The sequence below is a fragment of the Glutamicibacter arilaitensis Re117 genome (assembly GCF_000197735.1).
In the GTDB taxonomy this organism is placed as follows: Bacteria; Actinomycetota; Actinomycetes; order Actinomycetales; family Micrococcaceae; genus Glutamicibacter; species Glutamicibacter arilaitensis.
In genome coordinates, this window is the sequence record NC_014550.1 from 1766784 (window position 1) to 1783073 (window position 16290).

17 protein-coding genes and 1 tRNA gene are annotated in these 16290 nt (G+C 60.5%); 13 read left to right on the plus strand and 5 right to left on the minus strand.

Annotated features, from left to right (window positions below):
• The first annotated feature begins 130 nt into the window (after positions 1-130).
• From AARI_RS08465 to AARI_RS08485, 5 genes are all read left to right on the plus strand, one after another.
• A tRNA-Val gene (locus AARI_RS08465) sits at positions 131-206 on the plus strand.
• Positions 207-317: 111 nt separating this feature from the next.
• A complete protein-coding gene (locus AARI_RS08470; RefSeq protein WP_013348890.1) occupies positions 318-926 on the plus strand; it encodes a class I SAM-dependent methyltransferase in 609 nt (202 codons plus the stop codon).
• 259 nt (positions 927-1185) lie between these two features.
• A complete protein-coding gene (locus tag AARI_RS08475) occupies positions 1186-1848 on the plus strand; it encodes a hypothetical protein (RefSeq protein ID WP_013348891.1) in 663 nt (220 codons plus the stop codon).
• Positions 1835-2128: a transcriptional regulator gene (locus AARI_RS08480; RefSeq protein ID WP_013348892.1), complete on the plus strand. Its 294-nt coding sequence runs from the start codon at positions 1835-1837 to the stop codon at positions 2126-2128. The genes AARI_RS08475 and AARI_RS08480 overlap by 14 nt, the downstream gene beginning before the upstream one ends.
• 161 nt (positions 2129-2289) lie before the next feature.
• Complete coding sequence (locus AARI_RS08485) at positions 2290-2484, plus strand: CsbD family protein (RefSeq protein ID WP_013348893.1); 195 nt, start codon at positions 2290-2292, stop codon at positions 2482-2484.
• A gap of 86 nt (positions 2485-2570) precedes the next feature.
• Here the strand turns inward: AARI_RS08485 and AARI_RS08490 are convergent, their stop codons facing one another.
• Complete coding sequence (locus tag AARI_RS08490; protein WP_013348894.1) at positions 2571-3797, minus strand: methyltransferase; 1227 nt, start codon at positions 3795-3797, stop codon at positions 2571-2573.
• A 75-nt stretch (positions 3798-3872) separates the two neighbouring features.
• Positions 3873-5096: a glycosyltransferase gene (locus tag AARI_RS08495; protein ID WP_013348895.1), complete on the minus strand. Its 1224-nt coding sequence runs from the start codon at positions 5094-5096 to the stop codon at positions 3873-3875.
• Between the two features lie 94 nt (positions 5097-5190).
• Between AARI_RS08495 and AARI_RS08500 the strand changes: the two genes are divergently transcribed.
• The 3 genes from AARI_RS08500 to AARI_RS08510 all read left to right on the plus strand — a co-directional run bounded on the left by AARI_RS08500 (position 5191) and on the right by AARI_RS08510 (position 8365).
• The gene (locus AARI_RS08500; RefSeq protein WP_013348896.1) at positions 5191-5832 is read left to right on the plus strand and encodes a TetR/AcrR family transcriptional regulator C-terminal domain-containing protein; all 642 of its coding nucleotides are present in this window, start codon (positions 5191-5193) and stop codon (positions 5830-5832) included.
• A gap of 92 nt (positions 5833-5924) precedes the next feature.
• A complete protein-coding gene (gene argE, locus AARI_RS08505; RefSeq protein WP_041648718.1) occupies positions 5925-7094 on the plus strand; it encodes an acetylornithine deacetylase in 1170 nt (389 codons plus the stop codon).
• Positions 7095-7144: 50 nt separating this feature from the next.
• Complete coding sequence (locus AARI_RS08510; protein ID WP_013348898.1) at positions 7145-8365, plus strand: MFS transporter; 1221 nt, start codon at positions 7145-7147, stop codon at positions 8363-8365.
• An 80-nt stretch (positions 8366-8445) separates the two neighbouring features.
• Here AARI_RS08510 and trhA read toward each other — a convergent pair whose 3' ends face one another.
• Positions 8446-9135, minus strand: coding sequence for a PAQR family membrane homeostasis protein TrhA (gene trhA / locus AARI_RS08515; protein ID WP_013348899.1), 690 nt, complete (start codon positions 9133-9135; stop codon positions 8446-8448).
• Between the two features lie 113 nt (positions 9136-9248).
• On the opposite strand from trhA, the gene AARI_RS08520 reads away from it, so the two are divergent.
• Positions 9249-10181 (plus strand): zeta toxin family protein, encoded by a 933-nt coding sequence (locus tag AARI_RS08520; RefSeq protein WP_013348900.1) that lies wholly within the window; start codon positions 9249-9251, stop codon positions 10179-10181.
• A gap of 82 nt (positions 10182-10263) precedes the next feature.
• Here AARI_RS08520 and AARI_RS08525 read toward each other — a convergent pair whose 3' ends face one another.
• Positions 10264-10524 carry a GlsB/YeaQ/YmgE family stress response membrane protein gene (locus AARI_RS08525; protein WP_013348901.1) on the minus strand — a complete coding sequence of 87 codons (261 nt, stop codon included), beginning with the start codon at positions 10522-10524 and terminating at the stop codon, positions 10264-10266.
• Between the two features lie 319 nt (positions 10525-10843).
• Here AARI_RS08525 and AARI_RS08530 point away from each other — a divergent pair, with 319 nt between their 5' ends.
• The 3 genes from AARI_RS08530 (at position 10844) to AARI_RS08540 (ending at position 13717) form a co-directional block, all read left to right on the plus strand.
• Positions 10844-11350: a gluconokinase gene (locus AARI_RS08530; RefSeq protein WP_013348902.1), complete on the plus strand. Its 507-nt coding sequence runs from the start codon at positions 10844-10846 to the stop codon at positions 11348-11350.
• 67 nt (positions 11351-11417) lie between these two features.
• Positions 11418-12833 carry a GntP family permease gene (locus tag AARI_RS08535; RefSeq protein WP_013348903.1) on the plus strand — a complete coding sequence of 472 codons (1416 nt, stop codon included), beginning with the start codon at positions 11418-11420 and terminating at the stop codon, positions 12831-12833.
• A 281-nt stretch (positions 12834-13114) separates the two neighbouring features.
• Positions 13115-13717 (plus strand): hypothetical protein, encoded by a 603-nt coding sequence (locus AARI_RS08540; protein ID WP_013348904.1) that lies wholly within the window; start codon positions 13115-13117, stop codon positions 13715-13717.
• 100 nt (positions 13718-13817) lie between these two features.
• On the opposite strand, the gene AARI_RS08545 is transcribed toward AARI_RS08540, so the two are convergent.
• Positions 13818-14552, minus strand: coding sequence for a FadR/GntR family transcriptional regulator (locus AARI_RS08545; protein WP_013348905.1), 735 nt, complete (start codon positions 14550-14552; stop codon positions 13818-13820).
• Positions 14553-14761: 209 nt separating this feature from the next.
• On the opposite strand from AARI_RS08545, the gene gndA reads away from it, so the two are divergent.
• Positions 14762-16201 (plus strand): NADP-dependent phosphogluconate dehydrogenase, encoded by a 1440-nt coding sequence (gndA, locus tag AARI_RS08550; RefSeq protein WP_013348906.1) that lies wholly within the window; start codon positions 14762-14764, stop codon positions 16199-16201.
• The last annotated feature ends 89 nt before the right edge of the window (positions 16202-16290 follow it).

Here is a 16290-nt window from a genome sequence, read left to right on the forward strand (position 1 = left end):
GTGACGCTCGGCACTCTTTTGTGAAAACCTCCATTTCAATTTGCCAAGTCAGTTCGGGATGCACTAGATTATTACTTGTTGCAGAGGACGAATGAGGGAAAGAAACTTTCCAAGTTCACACGCTGCAGGAGGGCCTTTAGCTCAGCTGGTAGAGCGTCACGTTTACACCGTGAATGTCATCGGTTCGATCCCGGTAGGGCCCACCAAAACGAAGACCGCTTCAAGAACTCTTTTCAGGGTGATCGAAGCGGTCTTCTTCGTTTTCCGGCCGGTGCCAGCCAATCGCCGAATGCCAGCGACAGTGCGAAACTGGATTCATGACTGCACCAGAAGAAAACCTTTGGCTCGCCACCGTTCGCAAGAACCCGGACCACTCGCCGAATTTTGCCCAGCGCTGGCGCACGCTTGCTGCAGAAGGCCAGGATATTTTCGGGGAAGCTCGCACCGTTGACGCGATGGTTGCCCGAGGCAGCAGGATCCTGGATGCCGGATGCGGGACCGGGCGCATCGGCGGCTGGCTTTCCGAGCAGGGGCACCAAGTGGTTGGAGTGGACCTCGACCCGCATTTAATCGATGTTGCGCGCGTGGATTACCCCAAGGCCCAATGGCAGGTCGGCAATCTGGCTGATTTCACCATCGCTGGCGCAGCGGGGGAAAGGCAGGAATTCGATCTGATCGTTTCTGCCGGTAATGTCGTCACCTTCCTCTCCGAATCCGAACGCCTGCCGGCACTGCAGCAGCTGCGCGAGCAGCTGGCGGCAGACGGGCGCATGATCATCGGATTCGGCTCGGGACGCGGCTACGCGTTCGATGACTTCGAGGCCGACGCACGGGAGGCCGGGCTGGCACTGCAGCAGCGCTATTCGACCTGGAACTTCCACTTGCCTGCCGACGATTTCCTGGTGGCCGTGCTCGGGCGCAAATAGCGGCAAGCGCCAAACCAGCCACTGCAGGAAAAAATCCATTTCGATTCCATGCTAAGTGCGAACGCCCCTGAAGGACCCTTGGCCTGCGGCTTCTCACGTTGTCCGAAATGGGCGGGGCGCAATTCTGCTCAGTTGCCAAAACACGCCGCTTGCGCGAAGCGGACTCTCGCGCTATCTTGAACTTTGTAATGCAAAGTGGTTTTCGTCACGGACTGCTTTGGGGCTCGGAGGCGGAAATCGCCGAAGGAGGAAGGGCATCATGGAAAACGGGAACAGCAACGAAATCGACCCGGCCCGCATACTGCGAGGAATCGAATCGGACGCACAGCAAGCCCGCGAGGGCATGAGCCCGAACCAGCAGCTGCTGTTTTCCATCTGGGGCGTTGCCTGGATCATTGCCTTCCTCGGCCTCTACTTCGCACTCGCGCCGCAAGGCGCGCCGCTGCTGCCAGCGGCGGTTGGAATCGGCACCGCAGTTGCCTCATTCCTCATCGCGATCGTGATTTCCGCAGTGCATTCGGCCAAGCGCGGTTCGGGGACCAGAGGGCCGTCGATGGCGCAAGGGGCGATTTACGGCAACACCTTCAGCCTCGGCATGATCATCACTGCCCTGCTCGGATGGCGGCTGCATGCCGAGGGGCTGAGCTCAATGGGCATGGCGACTTTTGCCCTCGCCGGCCTGTGCCTGGTGATCGGCGTGCTCGTGGTTGCCGGATCGGTACTCTTCAACGACCGGACCCAACTGATCTGCGGGGCTTGGATCCTGGCCATTGCCCTGCTTTCGCTGGCGGCACCGGCGCCGCTGAACCTCTTGGCCGGAGCGGTTGGCGGTTTGGGGTTCATCGTGCTGGGCCTGCTGCACGGCAGCAAGCCGGAACTGGTGTCGGGAGCGTTGATCCGGGGTGGGCATGCAGGAGCTTGACCCGCTTATCCACGCCCAGGCGCGGCTGAGGACCATCACGGTCCTGGACACCTTGCGTGCCGGGGATAGCATCTCGTTTCCCAAGCTGCAGGGGCTGCTGTCGATGACCTCGGGAAATCTGGCCACGCACTTGCGCAAGCTGGAAGAAGCTGAATACGTGAAAGTGGATAAGGTCCTGGAGGGGCGGAGCCCGGTCACCTACATTGCCCTGACCCGCACTGGGCGAACCGCCTACGAAGAATACAAGGAACAGCTGCGCGCATTGCTGGACACGGTTTGATCGTTGGCCGAACCCGCAAGCCTACGCCGAATTGCGTGGAGGGGGAGGAACCGGGAGAATCTGCCAGCTAATGCAGAGGCCCAGGACAGGTGATTCACCTGCGCGGCCCACTAGGCTGGGAAAGGTACGCTGTCGAATCAACTGCAGAAGGAGATTTTCCAATGGGCCTAGGCGATAAGATCCAGAACAAGGCGCAAGAAGTTTCGGGCAAGGTTAAGAAATCCGTAGGCGATGCGACCGACAATGAGCGCCTGCAGGCTGAAGGCGTGAAGGACCAAGCCGCTGCGAAAGCCAAGCAGGCCGGCGAGTCAGTCAAGGATGCGGCCAAGGATGTTCGCGACGGCCTGGACAAGTAGCAACCTGCACACCGGAACTTAAGCAGCAAAGGTGCCCGCGAATTACGCGGGCACCTTTGCTGCTTCTGCATGGAACGCTGCCAGGGCTACTTGGCCTTGAGCCTCCACAGCGAAGTGACTTCCTTCGAACGGGCCGCATGCAGCACGTCCTCGGCATCCTGCGCGCGGTGGTGCCTTGGCGCGGTGTCGATCTTGTCGATGACTTCCAGGCCTGCCGCCTCGATGGCCTCCAGCAGCAGCGCGCGGGTGCGCAGACCCAGCAGCTCGGCGAGATCCGAGATGATCAGCCATCCTTCGCCGTTCTTAGTCAGGTGGCCGGGCAATCCGCGCAGGAACTGCATCAGCATCTTGCTCTCCGGATCGTAGATCGCCGCGTCCAGGGTGCTCGGCGCGCTGCCCGGCAGCCACGGGGGATTGCACACAACCAGCGGTGCCCGTCCTTCGGGGAACATGCTGGTCAGTTGCGCATGGGCGGCAGCGGAGATGCCCAGGCGCGCGAAGTTGTCGTTGGCGCAGTCCACCGCGCGCTGGTGGATGTCGGTCCCGATGACCTGCTTGACCCCGCGGTGGGCCAGCACTGCCGAGAGCACTCCGGTTCCGGTGCCGATGTCGAAAGCCAGCGAGAGATCCTCCAGCGGTGCAACCGCGACCAGATCCACATATTCCTGCCGGGTGGGCATGAACGTCCCGTAGGCCGGATGGATCTTCGCTCCTAGCGCGGGGACCTCAACACCCTTCAGGAACCACTGGTGGGCGCTGAGCATGCCAGCTAATTCCTGCAAGCTGGCCACGGCGCGGTGGCCGGCCAGGTCCGCGGCCTGCTCGTAGCCGAATGCAACCGCCGGTCCGACGATCGGCGCCCGGGGCAAGTCCAGGACTGCCAGGCCGTCCTCGGCTTGGAAATCCAAGGGAACCAGGATCAGCGACAGCATCCGTGAACGCTGGGCCCGGGCCTGCCGGATGGCGTAGAACTTCTGCGCATCATCCAGGACCTTCTTCTTGGCCTTCGAGCTGCCTGCCTTGGCCGCGTTGGCGGCGGCCATGCGCCGGTCCATGGCAGCGAGCAGCTGCTTGGCGTTGTGGAAGTCGCCGGTCCACAGCATGGCCGTGCCGCGGGCGGCATGGCGCATGGCCGCATCTGCGCTCAACCGGTCATCGGCCACTACGATTTGTGCTGGTGCCCGGCGGGAATTGGCGGACATCCAGATGGCCGTGGTGCTGGTTCCTTCGTGGTCCCAGGAAACAGTTCCAGGGGCGGTGGCGGAATGGGAAGCGATGGGATGGCCTTGTCGATCAGCGTTGCTCAAACGCATGGCAACCGCGCATGAGCTGTACCGTTGCGAGGGGCTGGACTTCCAATTCTACCGGTCCCGGCCAGGCTAGCTGGCTCAGCGCCTGGCGCGCAGCTGTTCGAGGATCCTGATCACCGGAATCGAGCTGTCCGATTCGGCTGCCAGCTGCCGGGCAATTCGCCGGGCGCCATCGGCCAGGTCCGCATTGGCCAGGACCCCGGTAATCGAGGACGCGAGCCGCTGCGCAGTCAAGTGCTTGTAGGCAATGGGCTCGGCAGCCGAGCCGAGCCGGTGGATGCGCTGGGCCCAGAACGGCTGATCGGTGAAGACCGGAACCGGAACTGCTGGGACGCCTGCCCGCAGGCCAGCGGCCGTGGTGCCAGCCCCGGCGTGGTGCACGACGGCCGCCATCTGCGGAAACAGCCAGTGGTGCGGTACCGCGCCGATGCCCAAGATTCCGGGTTCGTCGATTTCCGCTTCCCCTTGCACGATGGTGCGCCTTCCGGTGCGCCGGGCAACATCCACGATGAACTCCGGTTCCAGCGCCTGCGTGCTGCCGAACCCAATGAAGACCGGAGGCTGCCCGTCGTCGAGGAAATCCAGCAGCCGCTGCGAAGGGGTCCACCCGGGATCAGCCGCCGGCCACCAGTACCCGCAATTGACGATCCCTTCGTGCCAATCCGCGCTGCGGGGAACGATCGCTGAACTGAAGCCGTGGAGAATCGGGTTCCGGTGCTGGCGGCGCAGGCGTTCGGAGGACGCCCGGCTGCGCGCGGGCAGTCCCAGGGATTGGCGCACCCGCTTTGCTGGCGGATCATAGGGCGCCTTGGAGGCGGCGAAGAGCTGGCCCAGCACCTTGTTGCCCAGCGGCCCGAAGCTGCGCGATGCGCCCAAAGCCATGGGGGAGTACGCTGCGCTGGGTTCGTTGGGCTGCAGGTGCCCGCCTATGGCAGGGATGCCCATGGCTTCGGCCACATCGTAGGCGTAGGGCGCTACCGCATTGGCCATGATGATATCGGCGCCGTGCTCGGCCGCGGCCATCGTTCCGGAGGCGGCCAGTTCGAAATAGTCCTGCAGCTCCCGGAGGTACCGGCGCAGGTCCTTGGGGCTGGCTTTGGCACCCGGCGCTGCCGGGTTGACTAGGGCGCGCATGTCCCCGGGCAGCTCCCGGAAGCGGCAGCCTGCCGAAACCACAACGTCCTGGTATGCAGGGTTCGCCGCGATAGCCACGTCGAAACCATGAGCCGCCAGATTCTGGCCGAGGCCGGCCATCGGCGCGACATCGCCGTGGGTTCCTGGCGCGATCATCAGCAAGCGCATGGGTCCTCCTGTAGAGTTAATTGCGAACAGTGTTCGCGGTTAACTATACAGCCAGAGAGCGGCGCGTGACGCGCCCTGCAGGAAAGGACAAGTGATGGCCGGCAACCAGCCTCGCACCGGGCCCAGGCCCCGGCACTCCCGGGCCAAGATCGCCCTGGCGGCGATCGCGCTAGCCGATGCCGAAGGCATCGGAGCGGTGTCCATCAGAGCCGTTGCTGCAAAGATCGGAGCCGGAGCCGCCTCCCTGTACCGTTACGTTCAGTCCCATGAGGAGCTCACCGGCCTCATGGTCGAGCAGATCAGCGCGGAATATGAACTGGAATCGCTGGCCGGATCCGCTGCCCAGCAGCTTCTCGGCCTGGCCACCCAGGGCCTGCAGATCATGCGCCGGCATCCCTGGGTCCCGGCGCTGGCCATGGGCAAGCCGCCCATGGGCCCGAACGCCTTGGCCTACCTGGAACGCGGATTAGCCGCCCTGGAAGGCAGCGGGCTGGAGGCAGGGGCCAAGCTGCATTGCCTGGCGATGCTCAACGCCATCACCGCAGCGTTCGCGCTGAATGAGCAAAGCGAGCAACAGCCCCAAGACCCGGCGGCGCTGTTCGCGCAGCTGGAAACAGGCCGCTACCCCCACCTGTCAGCCGCGCTGGGCCAAGCGGCAAGGCCCGTGGACCTGCAATATGCCTTCGAGAACGCGATCATGAACTATCTGCGTGGTGCCGGTGTTATTCCCGACTAGCCAAATGGCCATTCTTTGACATCTTCTAGGCGGTGCAGGGGCAATATGGAAGCATGAATCCATAGCATTATTGCCTAGATCCAGGAGCTGAAATGCCCGCGCCCAGCGAAGCAAGCATGAAAGAAATCCACGAGCTCATCGCCGTGGACACCACTAGCCGCGACAGCAACCTTGCGCTGATCGAGAATGTCGTGAAGAAGCTGGACGCATATGGCATCAGCTCGCAGCTGATCCACAACGAGGAGGGCACCAAGGCGAACCTGCTGGCCACCATCCCGGCCGCCGATGGATCCGTCCAAGGCGGTATCGTGCTTTCCGGGCACACCGACGTAGTTCCGGTTGACGGGCAGAACTGGAGCAGCGACCCATTCGATGCCCAGGTACGAGGAGACAAGCTCTACGGCCGCGGCACCTGCGACATGAAGGGCTACCTCGGTGTGATCCTGGCCAAGCTGGATCAGCTCACCAGCGCCGAGCTGGCCGAACCGATCCATCTGGCCCTGTCCTACGACGAGGAAGTCGGCTGCGTCGGTGCGGTATCGCTGGTGCAGAAAATCGTCGATGACGGTTTGGCCCCGCGCGGTGCGTTCGTCGGAGAACCATCGAGCATGCGCGCGATCCGCGGACACAAGTCCATGAACGTGTTCCGTGCCGAATTCAACGGCGTGGCCGCTCACTCCTCGCTGCCTTCCGAAGGAGTGAACGCGATCTCCTACGCACTGCGTTTTGCGAACTTCGTCGAAGAGGTCTCCGCCGAGCTGCGTACCTCGGGCCCGCGCGATGAGGCCTTCATCGAGCCGACCACCACCATGAATGTTAATAAATTCGATGCCGGCATCGCGGTGAACACGATTCCTTCCGAAGCAGTAGTGTACTTCGAATACCGTTCGCTGGCTGTGGTGGACCGTGATGCGTTGACCGCGCGCTTCCGCGAGAAGGCCGCCGAGCTGGAAGCTGAAATGCGTGCGCAGAATCCTGCCTGCTCGGTCAGCGTCCAGCAGCAGGCTGGAGCTCCCGGGCTGGACACGGCACCGGGCGAGGAAGTCGTTGCCCTGGCTGCGGCCTGTGGTGCAATTGCCACAGACGAAAAGGTCACCTACGGCACCGAAGCGGGCCTTTTCTCCGCGGCCGGCATTCCCACCGTGGTATGCGGTCCTGGCGATATCGCCCAGGCGCACGCACCGGATGAATTCATCGAGCTGGAGCAGATCGTCGCGTGCGAGAGCTTCATCGATTCGCTGATTGCGCAGCTGAGCTCATGAGTACTCAAGCCAAGGCAACGCCTGAATAGATCTCCAAAGCACGCAAGGCGGTGATCTCCAGTTCCATCGGCGCGGCGCTGGAATGGTTCGACATCATTGTCTACGCCACCTTCGCCACCACCATCGCCAAGGTGTTCTACCCGGAATCGGATGGAACATTTGCGCTGATCCTGACTTTTGCCACTTTCGCGATTTCCTACCTGATCCGCCCGCTGGGCGGCATGGTGCTGGGCAGCTATGCGGACCGCAAGGGACGCAAGAACGCACTGACCCTGACCTTGGGCCTGATGATGCTGGGCACGCTGATCATGGCCGTAGCCCCACCCTATGAAATGGCTGGTGTGGCAGGTGCGCTAATCATCTTGCTTTCGCGCATGATCCAGGGATTCTCTGCCGGTGGCGAGTTCGGCACGGCCACTGCATTCCTGATTGAAACTGCACCGCATAAGAAGGCGTTCTACTCGTCGTGGCAGGTGGCCAGCCAGGGTGCATCGATGCTGCTGGCCTTGGCTTTCGGCTACTTCCTGACTACGGGATTGAGCCAGGAAGCCCTGGAGAGCTGGGGCTGGCGCGTGCCGTTTTTCGTTGGCCTGCTGATCGGGCCGGTGGGGCTGTATATCCGCGCCAAGCTGGAGGAGACCGAGGAATTCATTTCGGCCCCCAAGGAGAAGTCTCCGCTGGGCACGCTGTTCGCACAGCACTACGGCCGCCTGTTGGAGGCCGCGGCAACCATTGGCGTGGCGACCATGTCGGTGTACATGATCCTGTACATGCCGACCTTCGCAGTGACCAACTTGAAGATCCCTGCGGATGCGGCCTTCCTTGGCGGGATCTCGGCGGGCATCATTACCCTGTGCGGTGTCCCGCTGGTGGGGCACTTGGCTGACCGCGTGGGCCCGGCCAAGGTGATGACCTATGCGGCCATCGCCGCATTCGTGCTGGCCTACCCGCTGTTCAAGCTGATGACCTCGAGGCCGAGCGTCATCGTGATGGTGATTGTCATTGCGGTACTCGGAATCATCATGTCCTTCTACTTCGGCCCGCTGCCGGCGTTGCTCTCCAACCTGTTCCCGGCGGCCATCCGCGGTTCGGGACTCTCGGTGGCCTACAACGTCGGGGTGACCCTGCTCGGTGGCATCGCGCCGCTGGTGCTGACCTGGTTGCTGGATGTCACCGGATCTTTGGATGCACCGAGCCTGTACTACATGGCAATTTCGGCAATTTCGCTCATTGGCCTAGTTGTGGTGCGAAAGCGCTACGGACAGCGCTAGAACCTAAGTAATTAGACAAAGAGTGCCGCAAGCTTGGTTTCCAAGCTTGCGGCACTCTTCTGTTGCCCGATTCCAGCGGCCTACAGGGCGACCAGAAGCACCGCTGTCCAGTGGCACAAGAACGCAACGATGGTGCAGGCGTGGAACAGTTCGTGGAAACCGAAGATCTTCGGCAGGGGATTAGGACGCTTGGCAGCGTAGAAAACCGCGCCTACCGTATAGGCCAGCCCGCCGGCAAGAATCAGGATCATCACCGCAGGATTCGCTGCCCAGAACGCTGGCAGCTGCATGAGCGCGCCCCAGCCGAGCAGGATGTACAAGCTGACACCGACCCAACGTGGAGCGCCGGGCCAGAAAGACTTGATGGCGATGCCTGCCAGCGCGCCGGCCCAAATGACGGAGAGCACGATGATGGCTTGCTTGCCCGGCAAGGTCAGCGCAGCTACCGGGGTGTAGGTGCCGGCAATGAGCAAGAAGATATTCGCGTGGTCGGCCCGGCGGAAAAGTCCCATCACCTTGTCGGTCCAATTGCCGCGGTGATACAGAGCTGAGGTGCCAAAGAGCAGGATGGAGCACAGGGCGAAAACCGCCGTGGTCCATTCGGCGAGCCGTCCGTTGGCCAGCACGATCAGCACGAGGTTCATTACGATCACGCCAGGGGTCGACCAAGCATGGATCAATCCGCGCCACCGGGTGCGCTCGGTGCCAATATGCGAAAAGGCGGGAGCGGTTCGCCGTTGTGAATTGGGGTTCAGTGGTTCCGTAGCCATGTGGTCCTTAAATGTCGTGCGCAGGGCACAGGGCCCATCATTGGATTCTACGATATCCAGCTGTCCGCGTGCTGCATGAGCCCACGCAAAGATTCCCCCGATAGAATGCGGATATGGCAGATGAGCAAGAGATCACCGAACACCTGAAAACCATTGCCGACCTCAATGAGCCTGGTCAAGCGCTGGCCAATGACTCGCCACATATCTCGGTACGCAACCCGCAGTGGTTCCACGAATTGGCCCCGGGAAAGTGGGAGGCCATCGGGCAACGCGAGCAACTGCACCGCAAACTCATTAGCCAGCAGCTGCGTGAAGCGCACGGCGCCAAGGCGGAGTACCAAGCGGTGGTGCTCGCAGGTGCCCCAGGAGCTGGGAAGAGCAGCCTGCTGCGGCAGGTGCTAGGGGATCAGCAAGATCGATACGTCGTGATCGACGTTGACGAGTTCAAGGAACTCTTGCTGCGCGAAGCCCAAGAAGATGGCAGCTATGAGCAAGTCTTCAAGCCGCACGAGGTCCGCGAGCTTGAGCAGCAAGGCGAACAATTCTTCCCCATGGACATGGCGAGCCTGGTGCATGAGGAATCCTCGATGCTCGGTGACCGCCTGCGGGCCGCCTGCCTGGATAAAGGGCTGAATGTGGTGATCGACAAAGTCCTGTCCTCGACCGAGTCGGCGCGGAAACTGGCTGGGCAGTTGGAAGAAGCGGGATATGAAATTTCGTTGATTGAGGCCTATGCTCCGCAGGAAGTCTCAGAAGAACGGATCATCGAACGCTGGGAAGAGCAGCAAGAGGCGTCCCTGGATGGAGAAGATGATCTTGGTGCTCGTTGGGTCCCCGAAGAATTTACCGAAAAGGTCTTCGACGCTCCGGGCCAGCGCTCCCGTCCGGCTGTCGTCGCCCAGATGTTCGCGCGCAGCTGCCCTGCGGTTGTGAGTTTCAAGCTGTTCCATACTGCGCTGGATCAGGGGTCGAAGACCGATGGCAGCCGCCTGCTTTTCGAATTACGACGAGAAGCTGTAGGGGCCCAGCTCTTGCCCGTTAAGTAGAAAACCCACCGGCAACAGCGATAAGTGCTGTGCCGGTGGTTTAGCTGCCAGTATCCAGGGGAGTACTGGTCAGCGGGCCGTACTATGCGCGTCTCTTGGTGATGAATCCCCAGATAATCAGGACGATGAGCGCGCCGCCGATGGCAAGCAGCCAACTTGAGATCGAGAAGAACTCGTCGACGCCTTCGCCAAATATGGCACTTCCGATCCAACCGCCCAGGAGTGCGCCGACTACGCCGAGGACCAATGTTGCGATCCATCCGCCGCCTTGCCTGCCGGGAAGAATTGCTTTTGCGATGGCTCCAGCAATCAAGCCCAAAACTATCCATCCAATGAATCCCATGATTCGCTCCAATGGTAAGACTTCCTAGTGGTCGGGTTTGAGCCACTTAAACGAGACAATACATGTCTTTGAGCAGGGGTTCTATGGGTAACCCGATGAAATCTAGGGTTTTAACAGGCTAGCTTCAATCCCCAGTTGAAGGATGTGCCAATTTGGAGCAATTTACGCACTTTGACGTGGTGCTTTGGGGAAAGCGGCCGAGCTGGCGGATTTTCCTGTTGACAGCAATGCCCGCCGCTTCTAGTCTGGATAAATCATACTTTATGGCTTCAGGTAACTCTTAAGTCAGATATTAGGTTCACGTACGACGGAGTAAAGCATGAGTGAACAGGTCCCGCCCATTGTTGTAATGGGTGTTTCAGGCACTGGCAAGAGCACCATCGGGCAACTGCTCGCTGACCGGCTGGATCGCGAATTCATTGACGGTGACAACCTGCATCCGAAGGCCAATAAGGACAAGATGGCTGCAGGGCATGCGCTTGACGATGCAGACCGCGAGCCATGGCTTAGGGTCATCGGTGCCAAGCTGGCTGAAAGCAATCAACGCCAAGCTCCACTGGTCATCGCCTGTTCGGCACTCAAGCGCAGCTACCGTGATCTCATCCTCACCTTGGAACCAGCCACCATCTTCGTTCACCTTGCCGGCGTGCCAACTTTGATTCGGGACCGAATGTCGGCCCGCTCCCACGAATACATGCCAACCAGCCTGCTCGATAGCCAGCTGGCTACCTTGGAGGCACCGGACCAGGATGAGCCGGTGCTCAGCGCAGATATCACCGATACACCAGAGCGCATTGTGCGCCAGCTGATCTCCCAACTGTCCTAAAGCAAGATTGCTTTCTGCAACCTGCAGACCATCATTGGCATAAGCCACCCATTGATCAAGGAAGACAATGACAACAGAGCTTGAACTGAACTGGACGCTGGGCACGCCCGGCCTCCTGATGCTGGCGGTAGCAGCAGTAGCCTTGCTGCTGGTGCTGATCATCCGCTTCCGCGTCCACGCATTCTTGGCACTGGTTCTCACCAGCTTGCTGACAGCTGTGGCCTCCGGCATCCCTGCCGAATCCGTGATCACCACGCTGACCAGTGGCTTCGGCTCGACCTTGGCCAGCGTGGCGCTGCTCGTCGGCCTGGGTGCGATGCTCGGACGCATGCTGGAAACCAGTGGTGGCGCCGATGTGATGACTAGCTGGCTGATCTCCAAGTTCGGAGAGAAGCGCGCCCCGCTGGCACTGTCAGTGGCCTCGCTGCTCTTTGGCTTCCCGATCTTCTTCGATGCCGGCCTGGTTGTCATGCTGCCGATCATCTTCACCGTCGCCCGCCGACTGGGTGGATCCCTGCTGCTGTACGCAATCCCGTCAGCCACCGCGTTCTCGGTCATGCACGTCTTCGTACCACCGCATCCGGGCCCCGTGGCAGCCTCAGGCTTGCTTGAAGCCAACGTCGGCCTGGTGCTGGTGCTCGGCTTGATCGTAGCCGTCCCGACTTGGTACGTCGCCGGTCACCTGTTCGGCAAGTTCGTCGGCAAGAAGTTCGACATCCCGGTACCAAACATCCTGGCCGCAGCGCTGGGCAACGGAGCTAATAAGAACGACTTCAAGTCCTCGCCATCGGTGGGCACCGTCTTCAGCCTGTTGCTGCTGCCGCTGCTGCTGATCTTCATGAACACCGGACTGAACATGCTTGGTTCTGCCGGGGTAGTGGATCCGGAAGTTTCGTGGGTTCGCTGGCTGCGCCTGCTGGGTGAAACCCCGGTAGCACTGCTGATCACCGTGCTGCTGGGCATGTTCCTGCTGGGCTTCCGGAAGGGCAAGGACAAGACCCTGACCGAAACCATCGTGGATTCCGCGCTGGGTCCGGTCTGCTCGATCATCTTGATCACCGGCGCCGGCGGCATGTTCGGTGGAGTGCTGCGTGCCAGCGGTATCGGCAACGCCATCGCGTCCTCGCTTGAATCAGTGGGCATGCCGCTGATTGTCGCGGGCTTCCTGATCGCGGCCATTGTCCGCCTGGCGCAGGGTTCGGCAACCGTTGCACTGACTACCGCAGCGGCCATCGTGCAGCCAGCGGTGCTGGCAGATGCCTCGCTGACCGTCTTCCAGGTCGCCACCATGGTGCTGGCACTGGCTGCTGGCTCGGTCTTCGCCGGCCACGTCAATGACTCGGGCTTCTGGCTGATCTCCCGCTTCCTTGATATCGATGTGCCAACCACCTTGAAGGTCTGGACCGTGGGCCAGGCACTGGTTTCGGTCGTCGGCTTCGCCTGCGTCATGGTGCTCTACGGTCTGGCGACCGCGCTGGCCTAGCACCTTTGCTATCGACCCCTGGTATGAATAGTTTTCCAAACCAGGGGTCGTTTTCATGCACTGCCGATGAAATTCTGCGTATTGGTGAAGGCGTTTTCTTAGAATAAGATTAGTTTGACGCTTCAATAGAATACTGATGCTCATATTCTCGTTTCCTTCAGAATTGAAGGCATAGTGCGCAGATGCAAAATAGAAGTCGTCGTCATCAAATCTCGACGTGGATCGTCCGTTCGGTTTACACCGGTAGCGACCGGTCTGCGAAATCTGAATATGGGGGAATCATGGCTCCAGAGAACAACGTCGCCCGCAAGGGCAAGAAGCCTTTGGTGATCGGGTCGGTAATCGCGCTGGTTGTGGGACTTGCAGGAGGAACCGGACTGGGTCTGGCAGTTGCAGACCCGACTGACTCGAAGCAATATATTGAGCAGTCGGAATTGCTGCAAGCGACTGAAACTGAACTGGTTGAAGTGAAGGGCAATATCGACGAGCGTGAAGCCAACGTCAAGACCCGTGGCGAAGAGCTTGATGTGCGGTCGGGGGAGTTGGATAGTCGTTCATCCGATCTGGACAAGCGCGAGAAGAGTGTTGAAGCAGAGTCTGCAGCAGTCTTGGAACGGGAAAAGACCGTCGGTCTTGTTGAAGAAGAGCAGAAGGCAAAGTCAATTGGTGATGGCGTATATACCGTCGGAACGGATATTGAGCCTGGCACATACCGCGCAAAGGAAGAAGTGGAGACGAACTGCTTCTGGGGAATCACTAAAGATGGTACCAACGGTGAAAACTATATTGCTGCCGGAAACCCGCTTGGTGGTCGCCCAACGGTCGTGGTGAAAAAGGGGCAAGTTCTTCACCTGAGTTATTGCGGAACCTTCGTGCGTCAGTAACTGAAGCCTATAAACCGTTAAAAATGGGCTAAAAAATCCGCCGGGGCAGCGATCTGCATCGCTGCCCCGGCGGATTCGCATTTAAAAAGGGAATGCCGGTTTACTGGGCGCTCTTGGCCGGGTCCACGAAGAGCCGTGGAGCGCCTTCCCAGAGGCTGCAGATTTCGTTGTGCGTGCGGCGCATGATGCTTTCCATATTCTTGCGCGCGCTGGCTGAATCCGAGTTGGAGATCGCATCGGCCACCGACTGGTGCCAGAGCAAGGCTTCCTCATGCGGGCGTTCGGGCATCAGGCCCAGTTCGGTGCGTCCACGCAGGATCGTGCCGATCGGGGTGGCCAGGTTGGCGAACATTTCGTTGCCCGACGCTGCGAGCACCACGGCATGGAAGCGGATATCCAGTTCCAGGAAGCGTCGCAAATCGCCTTGGCGTCCGTAATGGTTCATTTGCGCCGAGAGCATCATCAGTTCTTTGCGCATCGCTTCGGGGGCGACTTCGGCTGCCAGCTCGGCGGCCATCGGCTCCACGGAGATGCGCAGTTCAGTCAGCGAGCGAAGCTGTGCGCCTTTATGGTCGCTGGCCAGCCGCCATCGGATCACATGATCGTCATAGGGATTCCAGAGTTCGGCCCCAAGTACTCGTATGCCAACCCGTTTGGTGCTGGTGACTAGGCCGCATTGGGCCAAAACACGGATTGCTTCACGAATTACCGAACGAGAGACCTGGAGCTTCTGCTCGAGCTCAGCGGCGAGGATGATGGAGCCACGGGGGATATTCCCGCTGACGATGCGAGAGCCGAGGTGCTCAACCACATGAGCGTGCAGACTAGTTGCCATGGGCTCAGTTTAGCCAATGACTTGCGCCAGAGCAGGTTATGGCGAGTCATTCCGCGAAATAAATATGGTTTAAATTATGCGATTCACTGTAAAACACCGGCCTCGCCCTTGTAGGATGGAAAAGTCACGTGGCCGTGAATCAGGGATCGTGACTCATCCGGTCTCTGCTTGGCGGTTCAACTCCCCGTAATCGATGGAGACTTATTTTTATGCCTGCACAGATTGGTGTCACAGGTCTGGCCGTCATGGGCGCAAACCTCGCCCGTAATTTCGCTCGCAACGGATACACCGTCGCCCTGCACAACCGCTCGGTTGGAAAAACCGATGCCCTGCTTGAAGCTCATGGCGATGAAGGCGATTTCATCCGCACTGAAAGCCTGGAAGAGCTCGTCGCAAACCTTGAAACTCCACGCCGCGTGCTGATCATGGTCAAGGCTGGCGGTCCAGTGGACTCTGTCATCGATCAGCTGGTGCCACTGCTTGAAGAAGGCGACGTCGTTATTGACGGCGGCAACTCGCACTACACCGATACCCGCCGCCGAGAAGCAGCCCTGGCAGAAAAGGGACTGCACTTCGTAGGCATCGGCGTTTCCGGCGGTGAAGAGGGCGCGCTGCTTGGCCCATCGATCATGCCAGGCGGCTCGGCTGAATCCTACAAGTCGCTGGGCCCAATGCTGGAAAAGATCTCCGCCAAGGCTGATGACGGCGCACCTTGCTGCGCTTGGATCTCCACCGACGGTGCCGGTCACTTCGTGAAGATGGTCCACAACGGCATCGAATACGCCGACATGCAGGTTATCGGCGAAGCCTACGACCTGATGCGCAGCGCGGCAGGCATCGAGCCAGCAAAGCAGGCGCAGATCTTCAACGAGTGGAACCAGGGCGAGCTTTCCAGCTTCCTGATTGAAATCACTGCTGAAGTACTTGGCCACACCGACGCTGCCACCGGCAAGCCGCTGGTAGATGTCATCCAGGACTCGGCCGGCCAGAAGGGCACCGGCCGCTGGACCGTGCAGTCCGGCCTGGACATGGGTTCGCCTGTTTCGGCCATCGCCGAATCGGTCTTCGCCCGTTCGCTGTCCAGCCAGCGCGATATCCGCGCCGTAGGCCAGGAAGTGCTCACCGGCGAAACCGCCGAGGTCACCTTGCCAGAGAACTTCGTTGAAGACGTGCGCCAGGCACTGTTCGCTTCGAAGCTGGTTTCCTACGCACAGGGCATCGACATGCTCACTTCTGCTGCCGGTGAATACAACTGGGAACTCAAGCTTGATGAGATCGCCGGCTTGTGGCGTGAAGGCTGCATCATTCGTGCCGCCCTGCTCAAGGACATCACCGCCGCATACTCGGCAGATGAAAAGCCATCGAACTTGCTGTTCGCCCCGGCATTCGCCAAGGCCATCAACGACGCAGTTCCAGCATGGCGCCGCGTGGTTTCCGTTGCCGTGCAGCTGGGCATCCCCGCACCGGTATTCTCCTCGTCGCTGGCTTACTACGACGGCCTGCGCCGCGATCGCCTGCCAGCAGCCCTGACCCAGGGCCTGCGCGACTACTTCGGTGCGCACACCTACCGCCGTACCGATAAGGAAGGCACCTTCCACACCCTGTGGAGCGGTGACCGTACCGAAATCGCAGCCGAGGACACCCACTAGGCAGCATCTGGGCGCTGCAGTTCTAAGCAACCCGGCAGAAGAGTCCGTGCATTCCGTTTGGAATGTGCGGGCTTTTCTCGTTTCCTCCC

Coding starts and splice junctions, on each gene's coding strand:
- AARI_RS08470 (WP_013348890.1), top strand. CDS start 318: ATGACTGCACCAGAAGAAAACCTTTGGCTCGCCACCGTTCGCAAGAAC.
- AARI_RS08475 (WP_013348891.1), top strand. CDS start 1,186: ATGGAAAACGGGAACAGCAACGAAATCGACCCGGCCCGCATACTGCGA.
- AARI_RS08480 (WP_013348892.1), top strand. CDS start 1,835: ATGCAGGAGCTTGACCCGCTTATCCACGCCCAGGCGCGGCTGAGGACC.
- AARI_RS08485 (WP_013348893.1), top strand. CDS start 2,290: ATGGGCCTAGGCGATAAGATCCAGAACAAGGCGCAAGAAGTTTCGGGC.
- AARI_RS08490 (WP_013348894.1), bottom strand. CDS start 3,797: ATGCGTTTGAGCAACGCTGATCGACAAGGCCATCCCATCGCTTCCCAT.
- AARI_RS08495 (WP_013348895.1), bottom strand. CDS start 5,096: ATGCGCTTGCTGATGATCGCGCCAGGAACCCACGGCGATGTCGCGCCG.
- AARI_RS08500 (WP_013348896.1), top strand. CDS start 5,191: ATGGCCGGCAACCAGCCTCGCACCGGGCCCAGGCCCCGGCACTCCCGG.
- argE (WP_041648718.1), top strand. CDS start 5,925: ATGCCCGCGCCCAGCGAAGCAAGCATGAAAGAAATCCACGAGCTCATC.
- trhA (WP_013348899.1), bottom strand. CDS start 9,135: ATGGCTACGGAACCACTGAACCCCAATTCACAACGGCGAACCGCTCCC.
- AARI_RS08520 (WP_013348900.1), top strand. CDS start 9,249: ATGGCAGATGAGCAAGAGATCACCGAACACCTGAAAACCATTGCCGAC.
- AARI_RS08525 (WP_013348901.1), bottom strand. CDS start 10,524: ATGGGATTCATTGGATGGATAGTTTTGGGCTTGATTGCTGGAGCCATC.
- AARI_RS08530 (WP_013348902.1), top strand. CDS start 10,844: ATGAGTGAACAGGTCCCGCCCATTGTTGTAATGGGTGTTTCAGGCACT.
- AARI_RS08535 (WP_013348903.1), top strand. CDS start 11,418: ATGACAACAGAGCTTGAACTGAACTGGACGCTGGGCACGCCCGGCCTC.
- AARI_RS08540 (WP_013348904.1), top strand. CDS start 13,115: ATGGCTCCAGAGAACAACGTCGCCCGCAAGGGCAAGAAGCCTTTGGTG.
- AARI_RS08545 (WP_013348905.1), bottom strand. CDS start 14,552: ATGGCAACTAGTCTGCACGCTCATGTGGTTGAGCACCTCGGCTCTCGC.
- gndA (WP_013348906.1), top strand. CDS start 14,762: ATGCCTGCACAGATTGGTGTCACAGGTCTGGCCGTCATGGGCGCAAAC.